We start from the raw sequence: 17496 nt of genomic DNA, 5'->3' as shown, positions 1-17496 counted from the left end.
GCAAAAGTTGTTGAGGTACACTCAGGTCATTGCGAAACCGTCTTTTACGAACCCAACTGTTTAGATCCTGCGAGGTTTGCCATGGCTGACTACAAAGCGCCCCTGCGCGATATGCGCTTCGTCCTCAATGAAGTGTTCGAGGTCGCGAAGCTCTGGGCCCAATTGCCGGTACTGGCCGACACCGTGGACGCTGAAACGGTCGAAGCGATCCTCGAAGAAGCCGGCAAAGTCACCAGCAAAAGCATTGCCCCCCTAAGCCGTGCCGCTGATGAAGAAGGTTGCCACTGGGCCGACGGCGCCGTCACCACGCCGGCAGGTTTCCCACAGGCCTACAAGACTTACGCTGAAGGCGGTTGGGTCGGTGTCGGCGGTGATCCGGTGTACGGCGGCATGGGCATGCCCAAGGCCGTTTCGGCCCAGGTCGAGGAAATGGTCAACTCCGCCAGCCTGTCCTTCGGCCTGTACCCGATGCTGACCGCCGGCGCCTGCCTGTCGATCAATGCCCATGCCAGCGAAGAACTGAAGGCGGCGTACCTGCCGAACATGTACGCCGGCGTCTGGGCCGGTTCCATGTGCCTGACCGAACCTCACGCCGGTACGGACCTGGGGATCATCCGCACCAAGGCCGAACCTCAGGCCGACGGTTCCTACAAGGTCAGTGGCACGAAGATTTTCATCACCGGTGGCGAGCACGACCTCACCGAGAACATCATTCACCTGGTGCTGGCGAAACTGCCAGACGCACCGGCGGGCCCCAAGGGTATCTCGCTGTTCCTGGTGCCCAAGTTCATGGTCAATGCCGACGGCAGCCTGGGCGCGCGCAACGCGGCCAACTGCGGGTCGATCGAACACAAGATGGGCATCCAGGCGTCCGCCACCTGCGTAATGAACTTCGATGAAGCCGTGGGCTACCTGGTGGGCGAGCCGAACAAAGGCCTGGCGGCGATGTTCACCATGATGAACTACGAGCGTCTGGGGGTTGGTATCCAAGGCCTGGCCTCCGGCGAGCGTTCCTACCAGAACGCCGTCGAATATGCCCGTGACCGCTTGCAAAGCCGTTCGCCCACTGGTGCGCAGAACAAGGACAAGGTCGCTGACCCGATCATCGTCCACCCCGACGTGCGTCGGATGCTACTGACCATGAAGGCTTCGAACGAGGGTGGCCGGGCATTTTCCACCTACGTGGCGATGCAACTGGACACCGCCAAGTTCAGCGAAGACCCGCTCACCCGCAAGCGCGCCGAAGACCTGGTGGCATTGCTGACCCCAGTGGCCAAGGCGTTCCTGACCGACCTGGGCCTGGAAACCACGGTCCATGGCCAGCAGGTGTTCGGCGGCCATGGTTACATTCGTGAATGGGGCCAGGAGCAACTGGTGCGTGACGTGCGCATCACCCAGATCTACGAAGGTACCAACGGTATCCAGGCGCTGGACCTGGTAGGGCGCAAGATCGTCGGCAGTGGCGGCGCGTTCTACCGGTTGTTCGCCGATGAAATCCGCCATTTCACCGCCACCGCGAGCAGCGACCTGGCGGAGTTCACCAAGCCACTGAACGACGCGGTCGGTACGCTGGATGAGTTGACCGATTGGTTGCTGGAGCGGGCGAAGCACAACCCGAACGAAATCGGCGCCGCGTCGGTGGAGTACCTCCAGGCGTTCGGCTACACCGCTTACGCTTACATGTGGGCGTTGATGGCCAAGGCGGCCTTTGGCAAAGAGAACCAGGATGATTTCTACGCGAGCAAACTGGGCACGGCGCGGTTCTATTTCGCTCGCCTGCTGCCGCGTATTCATTCCCTGAGTGCTTCGGTGAAAGCTGGCAGCGAGTCGCTGTTCCTGCTGGAGCCCGGGCAGTTCTAAAAACTGACAGTGTGTAAGCAAAAGCTTACACACTGTGCTGGCGTTTTCCCTCTATCGGCAGATTGGATCCAGGGCTAATCTACTTCACATGGACGCCGCGCAGGACGCGCAAAAGTAACAACATGGACACGTAGGATTCTGCCAGGACGGCGGAGTGAAATGGATGTCAGGGAAACAGTCTGCAAAGCCCCGCTTCGGCGGGGTTTTCTTTTGCCTGCGTTTTTTGTTCCTTGGCAGCGTGCCTACACTGAGGCTGCTTCTGGTTGCGTTTCACTGAACCCTGACGAGCGGCTTGGGGTCAATGAGCTATGTGGCAATTTGGCCATCGTCGATCAGGGAGTCATCCATGGATTTCATTCGCATTATTATCGCCATCCTGCTGCCGCCACTGGGGGTATTCCTGCAAGTCGGTTTCGGCGGGGCGTTCTGGCTGAATATCCTGCTGACGCTGTTGGGTTACATCCCTGGCATCGTGCATGCGGTGTACATCATCGCCAAACGCTGAATTCATCGGTCATGAAGTCCCGTGTGGGAGCGAGCTTGCTCGCGATAACGGTGTGTCAGTCCACGGAAATATCGACTGGACCACTGCTATCGCGAGCAAGCTCGCTCCCACAGTGTGTTTGGCTTCCTATAGATCGCCCTCCATCACCTTGCGATAGAACAACCACTCATGCTCCAGCGCATGCGCCTGGTTCGCGGCCTTGCGAAAGCCATGGCGCTCATCCGGGTAGTAGTGTGCCTCGACGGCCACGCCGTTGGCCTGTAAGGCACTGACCATGTCGCGGGTCTGCTGCGGGACCACCACGGCGTCCAGTTCACCCTGGAAAAAGATCACTGGCACACGGATGTTCCCGGCGTGCAGCAATGGGGTGCGGGCGCGGTAGCGTTCGACGTCCTGTTGCGGATCGCCGATCAGCCAGTCCAGGTAATCACCTTCGAACTTGTGCGTGGCCCGGCCGAGGGCGACAGGGTCGCTCACGCCATAGAGGCTGGCGCCGGCACGGAAGACGTCATGGAACGCCAAGGCGCAGAGGGTCGTGTAGCCACCGGCACTGCCACCCCGGATGAACGCATGACGGCCGTCGATCAGGCCTTGTTCATCCAGGTAGGCAACCACCGCGCAGGCATCCTCGACATCCACCACGCCCCAGTTCAAATGCAATGCCTGCCGATAGGCCCGGCCATAGCCGCTGCTGCCGCGGTAATTGAGATCGGCAACGGCAAAGCCACGCTGGGTCCAATACTGGATACGCGGATCGAACAGGGGATAACAGGCCGAGGTGGGGCCGCCGTGAATGAACACCACCAGGGGCGGCTTCGTCTGTACATGCATGGCCGGGTAAAAGAACCCGTGGGCCTCGCCTGACCCGGATGGATAACGCAGGGTTCGAGGACGGCTGATCTGTTCGGCGGGCAATGGCGCGACGCCGCCGGCCAGCACCGCGACTTCATGGCCATGCCGCTCGATGGCAACGACCGCCGACGGGCCGGTCGGCGAGGCGGCAATGGCATAGATGAACCGCTCATCCAGCGCCAGGCTGCGAAAGCGGGTATAGGTGCCGGTAAAGTCCTCGCTGGGGTCGTCACCACGGCACAGGCCCAGGCGCCCGAAACCCGCTTCGGTCCAACTCGCCAGGTACGTGTGTTCATCCAGCGGCAGCCAGGTACAGCCACCCAGTTGCCATGGCGCCGGGGCGTGATCGGCTTCGGTGGCGGGCAGTGGTTCCAGGCCTTGGGTCGACTCCTTCCAGGGCTGCCAATAACCACCGCGATCACTCAGGCAATAAAGGCGACCGGCCGCGTCGAAGCGCGGTTGCTGAATGGACTCTTGCTGACCGTCGCCAGCCACACAGCGTGGTTCGCCCCAACCCGAAGCATTGCGTTCGGCCAACATCAACCGCGTGGCTGTCCAGGGTTGATGCGGGCGGCTCCACTCAACCCAGGCGAGCCGCTGGCCGTCCGGGCTCAGGGTCGGCGAAGCGTAGAAATCGGCGCCTTCAGCCAGTAGATGCCGTTGATGATCCGCCAACCCGATCGACACCAGGCGATGCTGGTTGGCTTGTTCTTCCACCGCCAACACCTGGCCGCCGGCGAAGCCAAGGTCCCCGTAGCGGCACTCACCGGAGGTCAGCGCCACGGGCTGCTCGTCGCTCAGCGACTGGTGGTACAGCTGCTGGTCGGTCTCATTGACGAACAGCACGCCGTCATGGCTCAGGCAGAACGATCCGCCGCCGTATTCATAGACCCGACTGCGCGCGCTGAAGCCGTCCGGTGTCAAACAGCGAGCCTCGGCTTCTTGCCAATGCCAGATCCGGCAGGCGCCGTCCGCGGGGCGGTATTCATTCCAGAACAAGCCCAAGGGCCCGACCTGCAGTTCGGCGAAGTCAGTGCCGGCGGCAACGGCCTGGGCGGCGCTGAAAGGCTCAGCCTTTGGCGATGAGGCGCGAGTTTCGTTCATTGCGAAAGGCCAACTGTTCAATGGTTTGCGTGGCGTGCTCGGCGTCTTCACGCGCCTGGAGAATCACCCCGTGGTGTTCGGACTTGCTGCACACCGGGTCGGCGTTGCTGGCATCCCCCGTGAGCATGAACGCCTGGCAGCGACAGCCGCCGAAGTCCTTTTCCTTTTCATCGCAGGAACGGCATGGCTCGGGCATCCAGTCATAGCCGCGAAAGCGGTTGAAGCCAAACGAGTCGTACCAGATGTGCTGCATGCTGTGGTCGCGTACATTGGGAAACTGCACCGGCAACTGGCGGGCACCGTGACAGGGCAATGCCGTGCCGTCCGGCGTGACGGTGAGGAAAATGCTGCCCCAGCCGTTCATGCAGCCCTTGGGCCGTTCTTCATAGTAGTCCGGTGTGACAAAGATCAACTTGCACGGATTGCCTTCCGCTTCCAGTTTGGCGCGATATTCATTGGTGATGCGCTCGGCGCGTACCAGTTGCTCCCGGGTAGGCAGCAGGCCGACGCGGTTCAATTGCGCCCAGCCGTAGAACTGGCAGGTGGCGAGTTCGACGAAGTCGGCCTCCAGGGCGATACACAGCTCGATGATACGGTCGATCTTGTCGATGTTGTGCCGGTGGGTCACGAAGTTCAGCACCATCGGATAGCCGTGGGCCTTCACCGCCCGGGCCATTTCCAGTTTTTGCGCGAAGGCTTTCTTCGAGCCGGCCAGGAGGTTGTTCACCTGCTCGTCGCTGGCCTGGAAACTGATCTGGATATGGTCCAGCCCGGCCTTCTTGAAGTCGCTGATTTTCTGTTCGGTCAAACCGATGCCGGAGGTGATCAGGTTGGTATAGAAACCCAGCCTGCGCGCCTCGCCGATCAGCTCGGCCAGGTCCTGGCGCACCAGTGGCTCGCCACCGGAAAAACCCAACTGCGCGGCGCCCATTTCCCGGGCTTCGCGAAAGACCTTGCACCACTGCTCGGTGCTCAGCTCCTTGCCCTGCTCGGCGAAGTCCAACGGGTTGGAGCAGTACGGGCATTGCAACGGGCACCGATAGGTCAGCTCCGCCAGCAGCCACAGCGGCAGGCCGACTTCCGGCCTGGGCGGCAGGGCAAGGGTGTCAGGCAAGTTCGATCCAGTGCTGTGCACGGGCGACCTCCATGAATTGCTCGATGTCGTCACCAAGTTCCGGCACGTCGGGAAACTGCTTGGCCAACTCGTCGATGATGGCCGCGACATCCCGTTCGCCGTCGATCAGGCCGCCGATCAGCGCAGCGCTGTCGTTCAACTTGATCATGCCTTCAGGATAGAGCAGCACGTGGCCTTTCTGGGCCGGTTCGTACTGGAAACGATAGCCGGGGCGCCAGCGCGGGGTTTGGCTGCGGTCGAAACTCATAAGGTAATTCCTTTGTGCCAAACCCGTTGGTCGGTCACGCTGTGATAGGGCGGGCGGTTCAATTCGTAGGCCATGCTCATGGCGTCGAGCATGCTCCAGAGAATGTCCAGCTTGAACTGGAGAATCTCCAACATGCGTTCCTGCCCTGCGCGAGTGGTGTAGTGCTGCAAGGTGATCGCCAAGCCATGCTCCACATCACGCCGGGCCTGGCCCAGGCGGGTGCGGAAGTACTCATAGCCGGCCGGGTCGATCCACGGGTAATGCTGGGGCCAACTGTCCAGGCGCGACTGGTGGATCTGCGGGGCGAACAGTTCGGTCAGCGAGCTGCTGGCGGCCTCTTGCCAACTGGCCCGGCGGGCGAAGTTGACGTAGGCGTCCACCGCGAAGCGTACCCCTGGCAATACCAGTTCCTGGGAACGCAGCTGGTCGGGGTCCAAGCCCACCGCCTGGCCCAGCCGCAGCCAGGCTTCGATGCCGCCGTCTTCGCCGGGCGCGCCGTCATGGTCGAGCAGGCGCTGGATCCACTCGCGACGGATTTCCCGGTCCGGGCAGTTGGCCAGGATCGCGGCGTCCTTGAGCGGGATGTTCACTTGATAGTAGAAACGGTTCGCGACCCAGCCCTGGATCTGCTCGCGAGTGGCACGGCCTTCATACATCGCCACGTGATAGGGGTGATGGATATGGTAATACGCGCCTTTGGCACGCAGGGCCGCTTCGAACTCGGCGGGGGACAGGAGGGTGTCAGTCATTTCGGTCTCCGGGGAATAACCGTTGGGTTCTGTGGCGTCAGGGCTGGCCCCATCGCGAGCAAGCTCGCTCCCATACGGGTTGTGCTGTGAATCAGATATCCGGACTACTGTGGGAGCGAGCTTGCTCGCGATAGCGTCCTACCAGTCGGCACGGATACACCGCAAGCACACCCCACATTGGTTCCGACCTTCCTACAACTCAATACTCATTCCGTCGTAGGCCACTTCAATCTTTCGACGTACAAGCTCGGCCCGTTCGGGCGAATCTTCATCCAGGATCGGGTTGGTGTTGTTGATATGGATAAGGACCTTGCGCTGTTCGGGCAGTTGCTCCAGCACTTCCAGCATACCGCCGGGGCCGTTCTGGGCCAGGTGGCCCATTTCCCGGCCGGTGCGGGTGCCAACGCCACGGCGCTGCATTTCATCGTCGTCCCACATCGTGCCGTCCACCAGCAAGCAATCGCTGCCGGCCATGATCGCCAACAATGACTCGTCGACCTTGCCCAGGCCCGGGGCATAGAACAGCTTGCCGCCCGTGCGCAGGTCTTCGACGATCAGCCCGATGTTGTCGCCCGGGTGCGGGTCGAAGCGATGGGGCGAGTAGGGCGGTGCGGCGCTGCGCAGGGGCAGCGGGGTGAAGCGCAGGTTCGGGCAGGCAGCAATGGTGAAGCTCTGGTCGAGCTCGATGCGATTCCAGCTCAGCCCACCGTTCCAGTGGGTCAGCATGTTGAACAGTGGAAAGCCCGTGCTCAGGTCTTCATGAACCATGTCGGTGCACCAGACTTGATGCGGGCAACCTTCGCGCAGGCTGAGCAGGCCGGTGGTGTGGTCGATCTGGCTGTCCATCAGGATGATCGCGCCAATGCCGGTGTCGCGCAGGGCCCGGCCAGGCTGCATCGGGGCGAAGCCCTGGAGCTGGGCGCGAATGTCCGGGGAGGCGTTGCACAGCACCCAGTTCACGCCGTCATCGGACAGGGCGATGGACGACTGGGTCCGCGCCTGGGCCCGCAGGCTGCCGTTGCGAAAACCTGCGCAGTTGGCGCAGTTGCAGTTCCACTGGGGGAAACCGCCACCGGCGGCGGAACCTAGAATCTGGACGAACATGGCTGCTCCATCTGCAAACCGAAATAAAAACGCCTCGGCTGGCCGAGGCGTAGTGCTGCGTGCTTAATCGCCTGCAGCAATCAGCGGCTGGCGAAGTACATGGTGACTTCGAAACCGATACGCAGGTCGATATATGCGGGTTTGGACCAGGACATGGGAATACTCCTTTGGTGGGTGGGCTTTGGTTCGATGGAACGGTGAAGACTTATACATATAGTCCACCTCCGTTCGGAGATGTTCAGATGCGTAGGCACCTATGTTACTAAATCTGACAAATTCGTTCGCCGCGATTCTCGAAGAAAGCTCGTTACAGCACCTGCAATGATCATTGCGCCGCTTGCCAGTGTCCTGGCGGGCAGGCGCCGTTGCTCAGGCAATGCCATCCCCCTTGCGCATCGAGCAAGCCCTGGGCGGCAGCCTCGAGCCGGACGCGATCCAGGCACAGGATGGCAGCAGACAACTGCTCAAGATAATCCGACGGGCGGGCGGCCAGCTTGCCCTGCCAGAGCAATTCGGCGGCTTGGGCGAAGGGCAGGGCACTGCTCTGGAGTTGGGCGGCGAGTGCCTGCTGCTGACGGGCAAGGGACGCGTCATCAAGCTGCTGGATCAGCGCCGGTAACCCGGCCAGGAATCGCTCGAGGTGGGCGATCAGTTCCGCCACCGAGAGGCTGGGCGATTGGACGCCGAACAACACCCCTGTTTGCCCATCGACCTGCTTCAAGCCGCTGAACACCGCATAACCCACCTGCAACTCGACGCGCAGGCGCTGGTAGAACGGCGTCTGGCACAACTGTGCCAGCCACCGCCAGGCGGCTTCGTCGGCCAGCGCCGAGGTGGCGGTCGGGCAAAACAGCAACACGGCCGATTCTTCACCGTGGGTCTGGAGCCTATGCCAGACGCGTTGCCCGTGCGGCGCCGTCGCCAGGCTGACGTCCTCGCCGGCAATGCCCGGCACACGGGCCAACGCCGGGCCAAGCGCCCCTTGGGTGGCGGCCGACAGACCGATGGACAGCCCGCCCCAGCGGGCCGTTGTCCAAACGCTTCGATCGCTGTCGGGCATTGGCAACGTTGATGTTTGCCGGCAATGATCCGGCAGCGCCTTCAACAGCTGTCGAATCGGCATCGACGGTGTTTCGTCACCGGCCTGGGCCATTGGCAGTGGTTGGGCAAGCTTCGCCAGAACGTGTTCGAGCACCAACGGCATCGGTGGCTGCAAGCCGACCAGTTTCAACAGCCATTGCTGGGTGGACGCTTCGAAACTGACGTCCACGCCGGCCTGCCGAGCCTCTTCGCGTACATCCTGCAGGTGCCGGTCGAGCCTGGATTGAACGTCGGGCGGCGCCTGGGTCGTCAGTTGCCAGCGCAGGTACACCGCGCCTTCACGACCGTTGTCTGGCAGCGCCTGGCTGAATTGCATGGGCGAGCGTTCCCGCCGGCCTCGGGAGCGATCCTGGGCGAAGGTTCGCAAGCCGCGGTGGGCGCTGGTCTGGCCGCGTATCAGCCCGGCGCGAGGCGCTTCGCTTGGTGTTTGCAGGAACGGATTGGGCGCGGGCAGTTGCCAGGGTTCCACGACGTTATCGGCGGGGTGCAGTTGCCTGAGGATTTCTCTGAGCCTCACGAGGTCGTTTGCCAGCAGTGGCGTGTCACGTCCTTCACAATCCCAGCGGGCCAACTGCAGGGCCGAACCTGTCTCCTGCCGTCGCTGCAACAATGCGGTGAACTCCTGGCGCAACGGCGCCCAGTCATCCTGGGCGGCAAAGAATCCCAACCAGTCGTGCAGCAACGGCTGGATTTGCGCCGCTGCCTGAGCGTTGCCGTGCTTGAATTCGATGTGCAGCAGCCCTTGTCCGGCAAACTCATACAGCGCAGTGGCCTTGAGGCTGTCCGCCAGGCCGCGCTGACGCAACGTGGCGAGCAGGCCGCCCGGTTTGCTGGAGTTCAGCCACGTACAGAGAAAGTCCAGGGCTTGAGGGGAGGCGGCGGGCAACGCTTCGAAGGCGAACAACAGGTCGAGACAACCTTCCTGGGCCTGTTGATAATGCGTCTGGGCCGATGCCATCAGCCTTGGCGGCGACGATCCAGCGACCGCTTCACCGGCCGATACATGGCTGCCGAACCGTTGCGCCAGCGCTTTCAAGGCGTCGATGCTTTGTGGGCCGACCAGGCTCAACGTCATCTGGCCGCTCTGGTAAAAGCGGCGGTAGAAGTCGTGCAATGCGCTCTGGAATTCGGCGTGTTCCACGGCGAGGCTGTCGCGATTGCCGGCGTGAAAACCCCGCAGTGGATGGGACGCTGATACGCCGTCATACAAGGCAAGCTGCCGTTGGGCGGCCGCATCCTGGGACCAGGCGATGAACTCCGCGTGCAACACTTCCCGTTCCCGCAACTGCTCGGCTTCATCCAGGCGTGGCTGGGCGAGCATGTCCCACAGCCGCTCCAACCCATCTGCGAAGGTGGCGGGAGGGAGTTCGAAGAAAAAATCCGTGGTGCGTTCACTGGTGCGCGCATTGACCTGACCGCCGTGCCGCTGCACGTAGGCCATCAGATTCTCTCCGGCGGGAAACCGTTCGGTACCGAGGAAGAACAGATGTTCGAGCAAGTGCGCCATGCCCGGCCAGGCCAGGGGGGCGTCATGGCTACCAGCGGCGACGCGCAGTACCGCGGCGCTGCGCTTGAGGTCCGGGACATGACGCAATGTCACCCGCAAGCCGTTGGCCAGGGTTTCGGTGTGGGGGCGGAGGGAATCGGGGACCGGCATGGGCGCTTCCAGAACAAGGATGCGCCCATGCTAGCGGATCAGGGCCCTTTCTCAATCCTCAATCAGTGTTTGTGCAGGTCGTCGTAAAGCTCGGGGCGGCGATCGTGCAGGTAGTTGTAGGCCGCGCGGGAGTTGTCCAGCAGTTGTCGATCCAGTTCACCGACGATCAAGGCCTCGTCCAGCCCCGCCAGCGCCGGGCGACTGCCATTCGGTGCGGCGATGCTGCTTTGGCCGCAATACTGCAATTCGGCTTCATGGCCGCAGTAATTGGCGTACGCCACGAAACACTGGTTCTCGATGGCCCGGGCGCGCACGGTGACGTCGGCGATGAACTCGTAGGGTTGCATGTTGGCGGTTGGCACCAGGATCAGCTCGGCACCGGCCAGGGCCAGGCGTCGGGCGTTTTCCGGGAATTCCAGGTCGTAGCAGATCAGCAGGCCGAGCTTCCAGCCGTTGAGTTCGACGATGGGCAGCGCTGAGTCGCCGGCGCTGAACATGGCGTGATCAAGGTCGCCGAACAGGTGGCTCTTGCGGTAGTTGGCCAGGCGCTCGCCCTGGGCGTCGATCAGTTGCACCGCGTTGTAGATCTGCCCGTCTTCGTCACGTTCCGGGTAGCCATAGACAATCGCCAGGTTGGCTGCCTTGGCGATGCGGCCGATCTGCTGCGCCCATTCGCCGTTGTAGACCTCGGCCAGCACATTCACCGCATCGACGCCGATGTTGTAGCCGGTCATGAACATCTCCGGCAGCACCAGCACATCGGCGCCCCTGGCTTCCAGCGCCACCTGGTGCAAGCGGTGCAGGTTGCCGGCCGGATCCAGTGGCAGCGGTGGGCATTGGTAAAGGGCTACGCGCATCGAAAACTCCTTTTATTCAGGCAGGGCGATCGGACCGATCTCGTGGAACACATCACCTGGACCCGGGTTCTCGGCGTGAGTTTCACCGCCGAAGTGCTTCATGATGCCCCACACGGCATTGAGTGAGGTCTGTACTGCGCCTTCGACCCAGGCGGGTGTCCATGAGACGTCATCGCCGGCGATAAAGATCCCGCGTTGTTCGGCCGGCATGTCGTCTTGCATGAAATGGGCGTACATGCGCTGGTTGTAGCGATAGTGGCCAGGCAGGGCGCCCTTGAAGGCACCGAGGAAGTGCGGGTCGGCTTCCCAGGATACGGTGATCGGATCGCCGATGATCCGTGCGGCGATGTCCACCTTGGGGTAGATCTTCTTCAGGGCATCGAGGGCCAGCTTTACGCGTTTTTCCACCGGATGCGGGAGCATTTTCAGCGCATCGCTCATCCAGGAATACGACAGGCAAATCACCCCTGGCTTGTCATCGCCGTTGTCAAACAGGTAGGTGCCACGGGTCAGGCGGTCGGTCAGGGTCATGCTCATCAGGTCGCGCCCGGTTTCCGGGTCCTTGTCCTTCCAGAACGGTCGGTCGACCATCACGAAGGTCTTCGACGATTGCATGTAGCGGGTGCGGTCCAGGGCCATCCACATTTTTTGCGAGAACAGCGCTTCTTCACACTCGATCTGGGTGGTCAACAACCAGCTCTGGCACGTGACCAGCACGGCGGCGTACTCGCGGGTGTTTTCCCACACGTCCGTCACGCTGAACCGGCCATCGGCGGCACGGGCAATGCGCTTCACGCCACTGCGTGGGGCACCCAGGTGCAGCGAATTCAGGCTGGTGCCTTCGGGCCAGTGCGCACAGCGTTCGGGCACGTGATTCCAGATGCCGTGGGGCACCTGCTCGACGCCGCCGACCACCAGGTGCTGATGGTCGTCGCAGTTGGTCATCACGACGCGGAAGATTTCCAGCATCGAATTGGGGAAGTCCGAGTCCCAGCCGCCCGTGCCGAAACCGACCTGGCCGAACACTTCGCGGTGCTGGAACGAGAGCTTGGCGAACGCCTTGGACGTGGCGACGAAGTCGTAGAAAGTGCGGTCGTCCCACAGCGGCACCAAGGTGTTCCACAATTCCTTGAGGCGTGGCACGTCGCGGTCGCGGATCGCCTGCTGGATGTCGCCGAAGCGCGAACCATCCTCCAGCGCATCGGCCCAGGCGTCGGCGACTTCCTGGAACAGTGCGGGAAGGTCCGCCAGTTTCTGTGCGTAATAGGTCTGGCCTTCCAGGTCGATGACCGTGCTGCCGGACGCCGGGGTCAGCGGGTTGGGAAAGGGTTTGGTTTCCAGGCCCAGTTTGTCGACGTAATGGTAGAACGCGGTGGATGACACTGGAAAACGCATGCCGCCCAGCTCGGCAATCACCCCTTCGGCGCCGTTGAACGCCTGTGAGCGCAGGCGTCCGCCCATTTTCGACGCCTCATAGACCACGGGCTTGAGCCCCAGCTTCATCAGCTCGTACGCCGCCACCAGGCCGGCGATCCCGGCACCGACAATCGCCACTTCCGTACCGTGGTTGTGGGCGGGAATGCTGCCCAGGCCCGCCGGGTGCTCGATCCAGTCGTCAAAGGCGAAAGGAAAGTCCGGCCCGAAAATGGTGATGGGCTTCTTACCGTCTGCTGGGTGGCGATTGCTCTTGTTCATGGCGGACCTTGATGGACGACTCGACGCGGTGCTCGCGTCTGAGTATAGGAAAGATGCCAGCCATTCTAGGGAGGGTAGAACACGTTAATAAGACACAATATGTCGTCGTTTTGAGTGTAATTCAGTCATTGTGATATTTCATGCAGTCATAATGACGAACACCGTTCCATGTGGGAGCGAGCTTGCTCGCGATAGCGCCGGTTCAGTCAGCACTTTCATGGACTGACAGACCGCTATCGCGAGCAAGCTCCCACAGACACTCTCCTTAACAATTGCTTGTGCGATCAACAGGAGCAGATACCCGCCCAAACTCCTATGATTATTCCCTTGAGGTTATATAGCCTGGGTGGCATATTTGAATGAAATGGGACGTTGAATATACCGACGAATTTGAGATGTGGTGGGACCGTCTCTGTGAGTCAGAGCAAGACTCTGTACAGGCCTCGGTAATGCTGCTCGGCGACACCGGGCCGTATCTGGGCTTTCCTCACACCAGTGATATCAAGGGTTCGCGTCATGGCAACCTTCGTGAGTTACGAGTGCAACACGCAGGTAGGCCTTATCGTGTGCTCTATGCGTTTGATCCCCGCCGCTGCGCCATCCTGCTGATCGGGGGAGACAAAACCGGCCAGGGCCGTTGGTATCAGGAATATGTGCCTTTGGCCGAACGCCTCTATGACGAGCATTTGGAAGTATTGAAGAGAGAGAGCTTTGACAATGGCTAAGAAATTTTCCGACTTGATGGCGCGTCGGTCGCCTGACTCCCAGGCTCGTGCACAGGCTTTGTACCAGACGTTGCGTGCAGAAATGCCGTTGCACGAGTTGCGCCAGGCGCAGGAGTTGAGCCAGGAGGCCTTGGCCAAGGCACTGCATATCAACCAGGCGGCAGTCTCGAAAATGGAGCGCCGGACGGATATGTACATCAGCACGTTGCGAAATTACATCCGGGCCATGGGGGGGGAATTGGAGATTATCGCGACCTTTCCAGAGGGGCAGGTCAGGATCGAAAATTTCTCCCATCCAACACCGTAACTGGCGATATTCCCTGTGGGAGCGAGCTTGCTCGCGATAGCGTCGGTTTAGTCAGCACTTTCATGGACTGACAGACCGCTATCGCGAGCAAGCTCGCTCCCACATGGTAAGTCGCATGTATAAGCGCTAGACCGGCTGCCCTCGATCGATCTTGCTGCTGAGGATGATCGAGGTGGTGGTCTTCTCCACGCCGTCCACGTTGCCGATCTGGTCCAGCAACTGGTCCAGTTGTTCCGGTGAATCGGTGCGCAGCCAGGCGACGTAGTCGAACTCACCGCTGACCGCGCACAGTTGCTGGACTTGGGCCATGGCGCTCAAGCGTCGCAGCACGTCCTTGCCGGAGCGCGGCTGGACCTTGATGCCAACGTAAGCCTGCAAGCCGCCGTCAATCACCCGTTGGCCCAGGCGCACGCCATATCCGGTAATCACCTTGGTCTTTTCCAGGCGCGCCAAGCGCGAAGTGACGGTTGTCCGGGCGATACCCAACTGCCGGGCCAGCATGGCGACGCTTTCCCGGGCATTGATTTGCAGGGCCGCGATCAGTTGGCGGTCGATTTCGTCGAGGAGGGGAGGGCGGGTGTCAGGCAAGGTAGGCTCCGGCGTGGGCATCGGTGGCGAGCATGTTACAGGCTCTCGCGTTCGAAATAGCCAATGGCGGGTAAGGCCAGCGCTCGCCAGGCGGGGGCCAGGTGCACTTGTGAAGACCTGAGCCAGAAACCGTCCTGGCACACCAGCTGTTCAGCGGGCGCTTGCAGCAAAAGGGTCAGAGGCAATGACTGTACCGAACCTGGGTCGTCATTGTCCTCAGCTTCCCAATCGCGCTCAAAACAGCGCACGCGCACTTGATCGTCGTCGAAACCTTCAAACAGGGGGCGGTTACCCAGCCATTGCGGATGCACTCGCAACGTGTGCGCCTGGACATCCAGCAACAGCAATTGCCAGCCTCGATAGCTGCCACACAGTTCAGTCACGTCGGTAGCCATGCAGGTCAGGGCCAGATAGCGACCCTCCGCCGACCAGATCATCGAGGGTGCCAGGTCGGTCAACGCGCAGCCTGATGCTGTCAGCAGGTGGCCGCCAAGCCGAGGCGTCCGCGCCCGCATCCAGCTGTCGGCATATTCCGTCTCGCTGCCGAACAACCAGGCGGCATCCCGTTGGTTGGGGGCGGGCAGGATGAAGTCTCCTTCGGCGTTGGCGACTTGCGGGCGATCCACCAAGCGCCAGGGACGCATTCTGTGCAGTTGCGAATCGCTCACCTGCAGTTCCACGGTGTCGTAGAACAGCCGGGATCGCTCGTCGGGCCGAAAGAATGAAGGGGTGCCACCGACCTGTGGCGCGGGGATGTCGAAGCGTTGCAGCGCGCTGCTCTCCAGGTCTTGATCGAGCCGGCCGGCCACCACCGCTAGGCTCAGCCGGCCCGCGCGGAAATCGAGCAGGCGGGCGACCCACATCGCGGGCCCCTGCAGCAGCTGTCGCGCCTTCAGATTGGCAACCACCCCGTGGGTCGCGACCGTCGTGGCACCGTCGAAGGGCAGCAGGGCCAGGTAACGCCCGCAATCGGAAACCCGATGATCCAACAACCAGCGGCCAGGCAATTGCCAGTCGCCGATCTGACAGCGATAACCGCCCAGCCCATCGGGATTATCGCCAAGCCAGGTCAACCGTGCGCGCACACCGTCCTGCATCGGCTGCGTTTCGATGAATGAATCGCCGCGCTGGCCTTGGCTGTTCAGCGGCATCGCGATGGTCATGCGGGTCAGCGCAAATTCGCCCACCTGCACGCGACCCTGGGCGTCGTGACCGACCTGTGTCTCGGTATCGCCGTGGATGCTGTCCAAGCGGTAGCCATAACGCCCGGAACCCGGTCGCGGGTAGTCAAGGTACGAGCCGATCTGCACATGGCTTGCGTCGAGACCCAGCAACTCGTGCCAATAGAAGGACGGTTCTGCTTCGCTCTTCACCCAAGGCGAGGGCAGGGCGCGCCAGCCCAGGTCGAGCTGCCACAGCCAATACTGGTCGCCGTCCGCATGAGGGGACTGTTCCTGGGCCAGACACACCAGGGCGCGTTGATCGCTGCTCCATACCAACGGCGCATCGGCCGCCATCAACAGGCCGGCCGGTTGCCCGTCGACGCTGATGGCGTAGCGCGGTGAAGCCAGCGGTTCCAGCGGCTGGGCCAGGTCGCGAAAAGTCGCGGGCAAGGCAATGTCGCCCCGCAGGCAGTGCTGGCCGTCTGCGGAGCGCCGCTCGAAGGTATGTTGAACCTGCTCGGGATGCCAGTCGGAGTCCAGCCAGAGGTCGGCGAAGGGGACCAAGTGGGTAACGCTGGCCGTCTGGAACAGCTCATCCAGTCGGATTTCGCGAACGCTGTCGTCCACCAGTGGGCTATGGCGCCCGCTCAACACGCCGAGATCAAAAGCGTCCAACTCCCAGAGTTCGCTGTCGGCACAGCGGTACACCTGGCGCTGTTGACGGTCGAGGACGACCAGCCCCCAGTTCTGCCGGGACGGTACGGTCGCCGCAAAATAGCGCCCGTCGCGGGAGAACAGTGACGAAGAACCAAGGCCTTGCAGGAGCACGCCGTCGGGGAACAGATAGTCGCAATAAGTGGGACCGCCCATGGCGATTTCACTGTGGTTGAACACCCGGATCGGTTCGCCTTCAGGCGTCAGTTGCGGCTCGTTTCCACCCCAGGCACTGGCGCCTTTGCCGGAAACGGGCGCCAAGCCCAGGCGCCGCTCCCAAGTGCTGACGCACGCCAGTCCGCCGCCGATGCTGGCGATAGCCGCCAGGATGCCCCACCACTCAGGCAAGGCCCGACCCACACTGAAACCCAGGCCGAACACGGCGCCGACGATCAACCTGCCACAGACTCGCCCGGCCGACAGAAAACCGAATCGTGCGGCAAGCCCCATCAGCAGGCCGAAGAACAACACCGCCAATAAAGCCAATGGAGGCGGCAATATCGTGACGAAAAAAGCCGGCACCAGCAGGATGCCGAGTTGCCAGAACAGTTCAAGAAACAGTCGGGAGAGGCTGGGGCTGGCGATGATGGGAATCTCGCTTGAGGGGGTTGAACGGGCCTCGCCCGTCATTAATTCCCCAGAGTATTACTTCCAGGTGAGTCGAGGAACAAGGAAAGGGAGCGGCCAGTGGCCAAAGTTGCTATCGCGGTCAAACAACGGCGAGCTTTTGAAGTCGATTCGGGACGGATGTTCCGGTGAAAGGTGAGCACGTTGGCTTCGAGGGCATATCTGCTTTGATTCTTTTGAAGGTTAGGTATACGTTACATATAATCTTTTTTGTCTTGTATACATAACATGGATTATTCCCTCATCATCGTGCGTCTGGGCGAGCAGGTTCGCAAGCGCCGCCTCAATCGCGGCCTGACCCAGGCCAATCTCGCTACCTTGGCAGGCGTTACTCGGCAGAAGGTCATTGCCATCGAAAAGGGTGACCCGTCGGTTGGGATGCTTGCCTATGCACGAGTCCTGGGGGCCCTGGATTGTGAGTTCGCCGTGGTACCGGCTGCGATGCCTACGCTTGAGGAAATCCAGGGAGTGTTCGACTGATGACGACCAGTTGCAAGCACTGGAAC

Annotated in this window: 16 protein-coding genes; 5 read left to right on the top strand and 11 right to left on the bottom strand. The window is 61.7% G+C overall.

Annotation, left to right across the window (positions count from 1 at the left end; all coding sequences use genetic code 11):
- Positions 1-81 precede the first annotated feature (81 nt).
- A complete protein-coding gene (locus BLU85_RS19950; protein ID WP_092202707.1) occupies positions 82-1860 on the top strand; it encodes an acyl-CoA dehydrogenase C-terminal domain-containing protein in 1779 nt (592 codons plus the stop codon).
- 346 nt (positions 1861-2206) lie between these two features.
- Positions 2207-2365: a YqaE/Pmp3 family membrane protein gene (locus BLU85_RS19945; protein WP_003177654.1), complete on the top strand. Its 159-nt coding sequence runs from the start codon at positions 2207-2209 to the stop codon at positions 2363-2365.
- A gap of 126 nt (positions 2366-2491) precedes the next feature.
- On the opposite strand, the gene BLU85_RS19940 is transcribed toward BLU85_RS19945, so the two are convergent.
- From BLU85_RS19940 to BLU85_RS19900, 9 genes are all read right to left on the bottom strand, one after another.
- Positions 2492-4321, bottom strand: coding sequence for a S9 family peptidase (locus BLU85_RS19940; RefSeq protein WP_092202705.1), 1830 nt, complete (start codon positions 4319-4321; stop codon positions 2492-2494).
- Positions 4287-5456 carry a pyrroloquinoline quinone biosynthesis protein PqqE gene (gene pqqE / locus BLU85_RS19935; RefSeq protein WP_092202703.1) on the bottom strand — a complete coding sequence of 390 codons (1170 nt, stop codon included), beginning with the start codon at positions 5454-5456 and terminating at the stop codon, positions 4287-4289. The genes BLU85_RS19940 and pqqE overlap by 35 nt, the downstream gene beginning before the upstream one ends.
- Positions 5428-5703, bottom strand: a complete 276-nt coding sequence (gene pqqD, locus BLU85_RS19930) for a pyrroloquinoline quinone biosynthesis peptide chaperone PqqD (RefSeq protein ID WP_060740339.1) — start codon at positions 5701-5703, stop codon at positions 5428-5430. The genes pqqE and pqqD overlap by 29 nt, the downstream gene beginning before the upstream one ends.
- On the bottom strand, positions 5700-6452 hold the full coding sequence (gene pqqC, locus BLU85_RS19925; RefSeq protein ID WP_092202701.1) for a pyrroloquinoline-quinone synthase PqqC: 753 nt from the start codon (positions 6450-6452) through the stop codon (positions 5700-5702). Before pqqC ends, pqqD begins: the two co-directional genes overlap by 4 nt.
- 192 nt (positions 6453-6644) lie before the next feature.
- Positions 6645-7556, bottom strand: coding sequence for a pyrroloquinoline quinone biosynthesis protein PqqB (pqqB, locus tag BLU85_RS19920; RefSeq protein ID WP_092202698.1), 912 nt, complete (start codon positions 7554-7556; stop codon positions 6645-6647).
- A gap of 80 nt (positions 7557-7636) precedes the next feature.
- Positions 7637-7711, bottom strand: coding sequence for a pyrroloquinoline quinone precursor peptide PqqA (pqqA, locus tag BLU85_RS19915; RefSeq protein WP_003177660.1), 75 nt, complete (start codon positions 7709-7711; stop codon positions 7637-7639).
- Positions 7712-7881: 170 nt separating this feature from the next.
- Complete coding sequence (pqqF, locus tag BLU85_RS19910) at positions 7882-10314, bottom strand: pyrroloquinoline quinone biosynthesis protein PqqF (RefSeq protein WP_092202696.1); 2433 nt, start codon at positions 10312-10314, stop codon at positions 7882-7884.
- 62 nt (positions 10315-10376) lie between these two features.
- Positions 10377-11171, bottom strand: coding sequence for a carbon-nitrogen hydrolase family protein (locus BLU85_RS19905; RefSeq protein ID WP_092202694.1), 795 nt, complete (start codon positions 11169-11171; stop codon positions 10377-10379).
- 12 nt (positions 11172-11183) lie between these two features.
- Positions 11184-12866 carry a flavin monoamine oxidase family protein gene (locus BLU85_RS19900; protein WP_092202692.1) on the bottom strand — a complete coding sequence of 561 codons (1683 nt, stop codon included), beginning with the start codon at positions 12864-12866 and terminating at the stop codon, positions 11184-11186.
- A 359-nt stretch (positions 12867-13225) separates the two neighbouring features.
- Between BLU85_RS19900 and BLU85_RS19895 the strand changes: the two genes are divergently transcribed.
- Positions 13226-13591, top strand: a complete 366-nt coding sequence (locus BLU85_RS19895) for a type II toxin-antitoxin system RelE/ParE family toxin (RefSeq protein ID WP_092202690.1) — start codon at positions 13226-13228, stop codon at positions 13589-13591.
- Positions 13584-13898, top strand: a complete 315-nt coding sequence (locus tag BLU85_RS19890) for an XRE family transcriptional regulator (RefSeq protein WP_025215812.1) — start codon at positions 13584-13586, stop codon at positions 13896-13898. Before BLU85_RS19895 ends, BLU85_RS19890 begins: the two co-directional genes overlap by 8 nt.
- A 126-nt stretch (positions 13899-14024) precedes the next feature.
- On the opposite strand, the gene BLU85_RS19885 is transcribed toward BLU85_RS19890, so the two are convergent.
- Positions 14025-14486 carry an Lrp/AsnC family transcriptional regulator gene (locus BLU85_RS19885; RefSeq protein WP_092202688.1) on the bottom strand — a complete coding sequence of 154 codons (462 nt, stop codon included), beginning with the start codon at positions 14484-14486 and terminating at the stop codon, positions 14025-14027.
- A gap of 35 nt (positions 14487-14521) precedes the next feature.
- Positions 14522-16993: a hypothetical protein gene (locus tag BLU85_RS19880; RefSeq protein ID WP_256326593.1), complete on the bottom strand. Its 2472-nt coding sequence runs from the start codon at positions 16991-16993 to the stop codon at positions 14522-14524.
- A gap of 225 nt (positions 16994-17218) precedes the next feature.
- On the opposite strand from BLU85_RS19880, the gene BLU85_RS19875 reads away from it, so the two are divergent.
- Complete coding sequence (locus BLU85_RS19875; protein WP_170847605.1) at positions 17219-17470, top strand: helix-turn-helix transcriptional regulator; 252 nt, start codon at positions 17219-17221, stop codon at positions 17468-17470.
- Positions 17471-17496 lie beyond the last annotated feature (26 nt).

The sequence above is a fragment of the Pseudomonas sp. NFACC14 genome (assembly GCF_900106885.1).
Taxonomy (GTDB): Bacteria; Pseudomonadota; Gammaproteobacteria; order Pseudomonadales; family Pseudomonadaceae; genus Aquipseudomonas; species Aquipseudomonas fluorescens_AA.
Note: the sequence above shows the minus strand (reverse complement) of the source record. Positions and strands in the feature narration are given on the sequence as shown.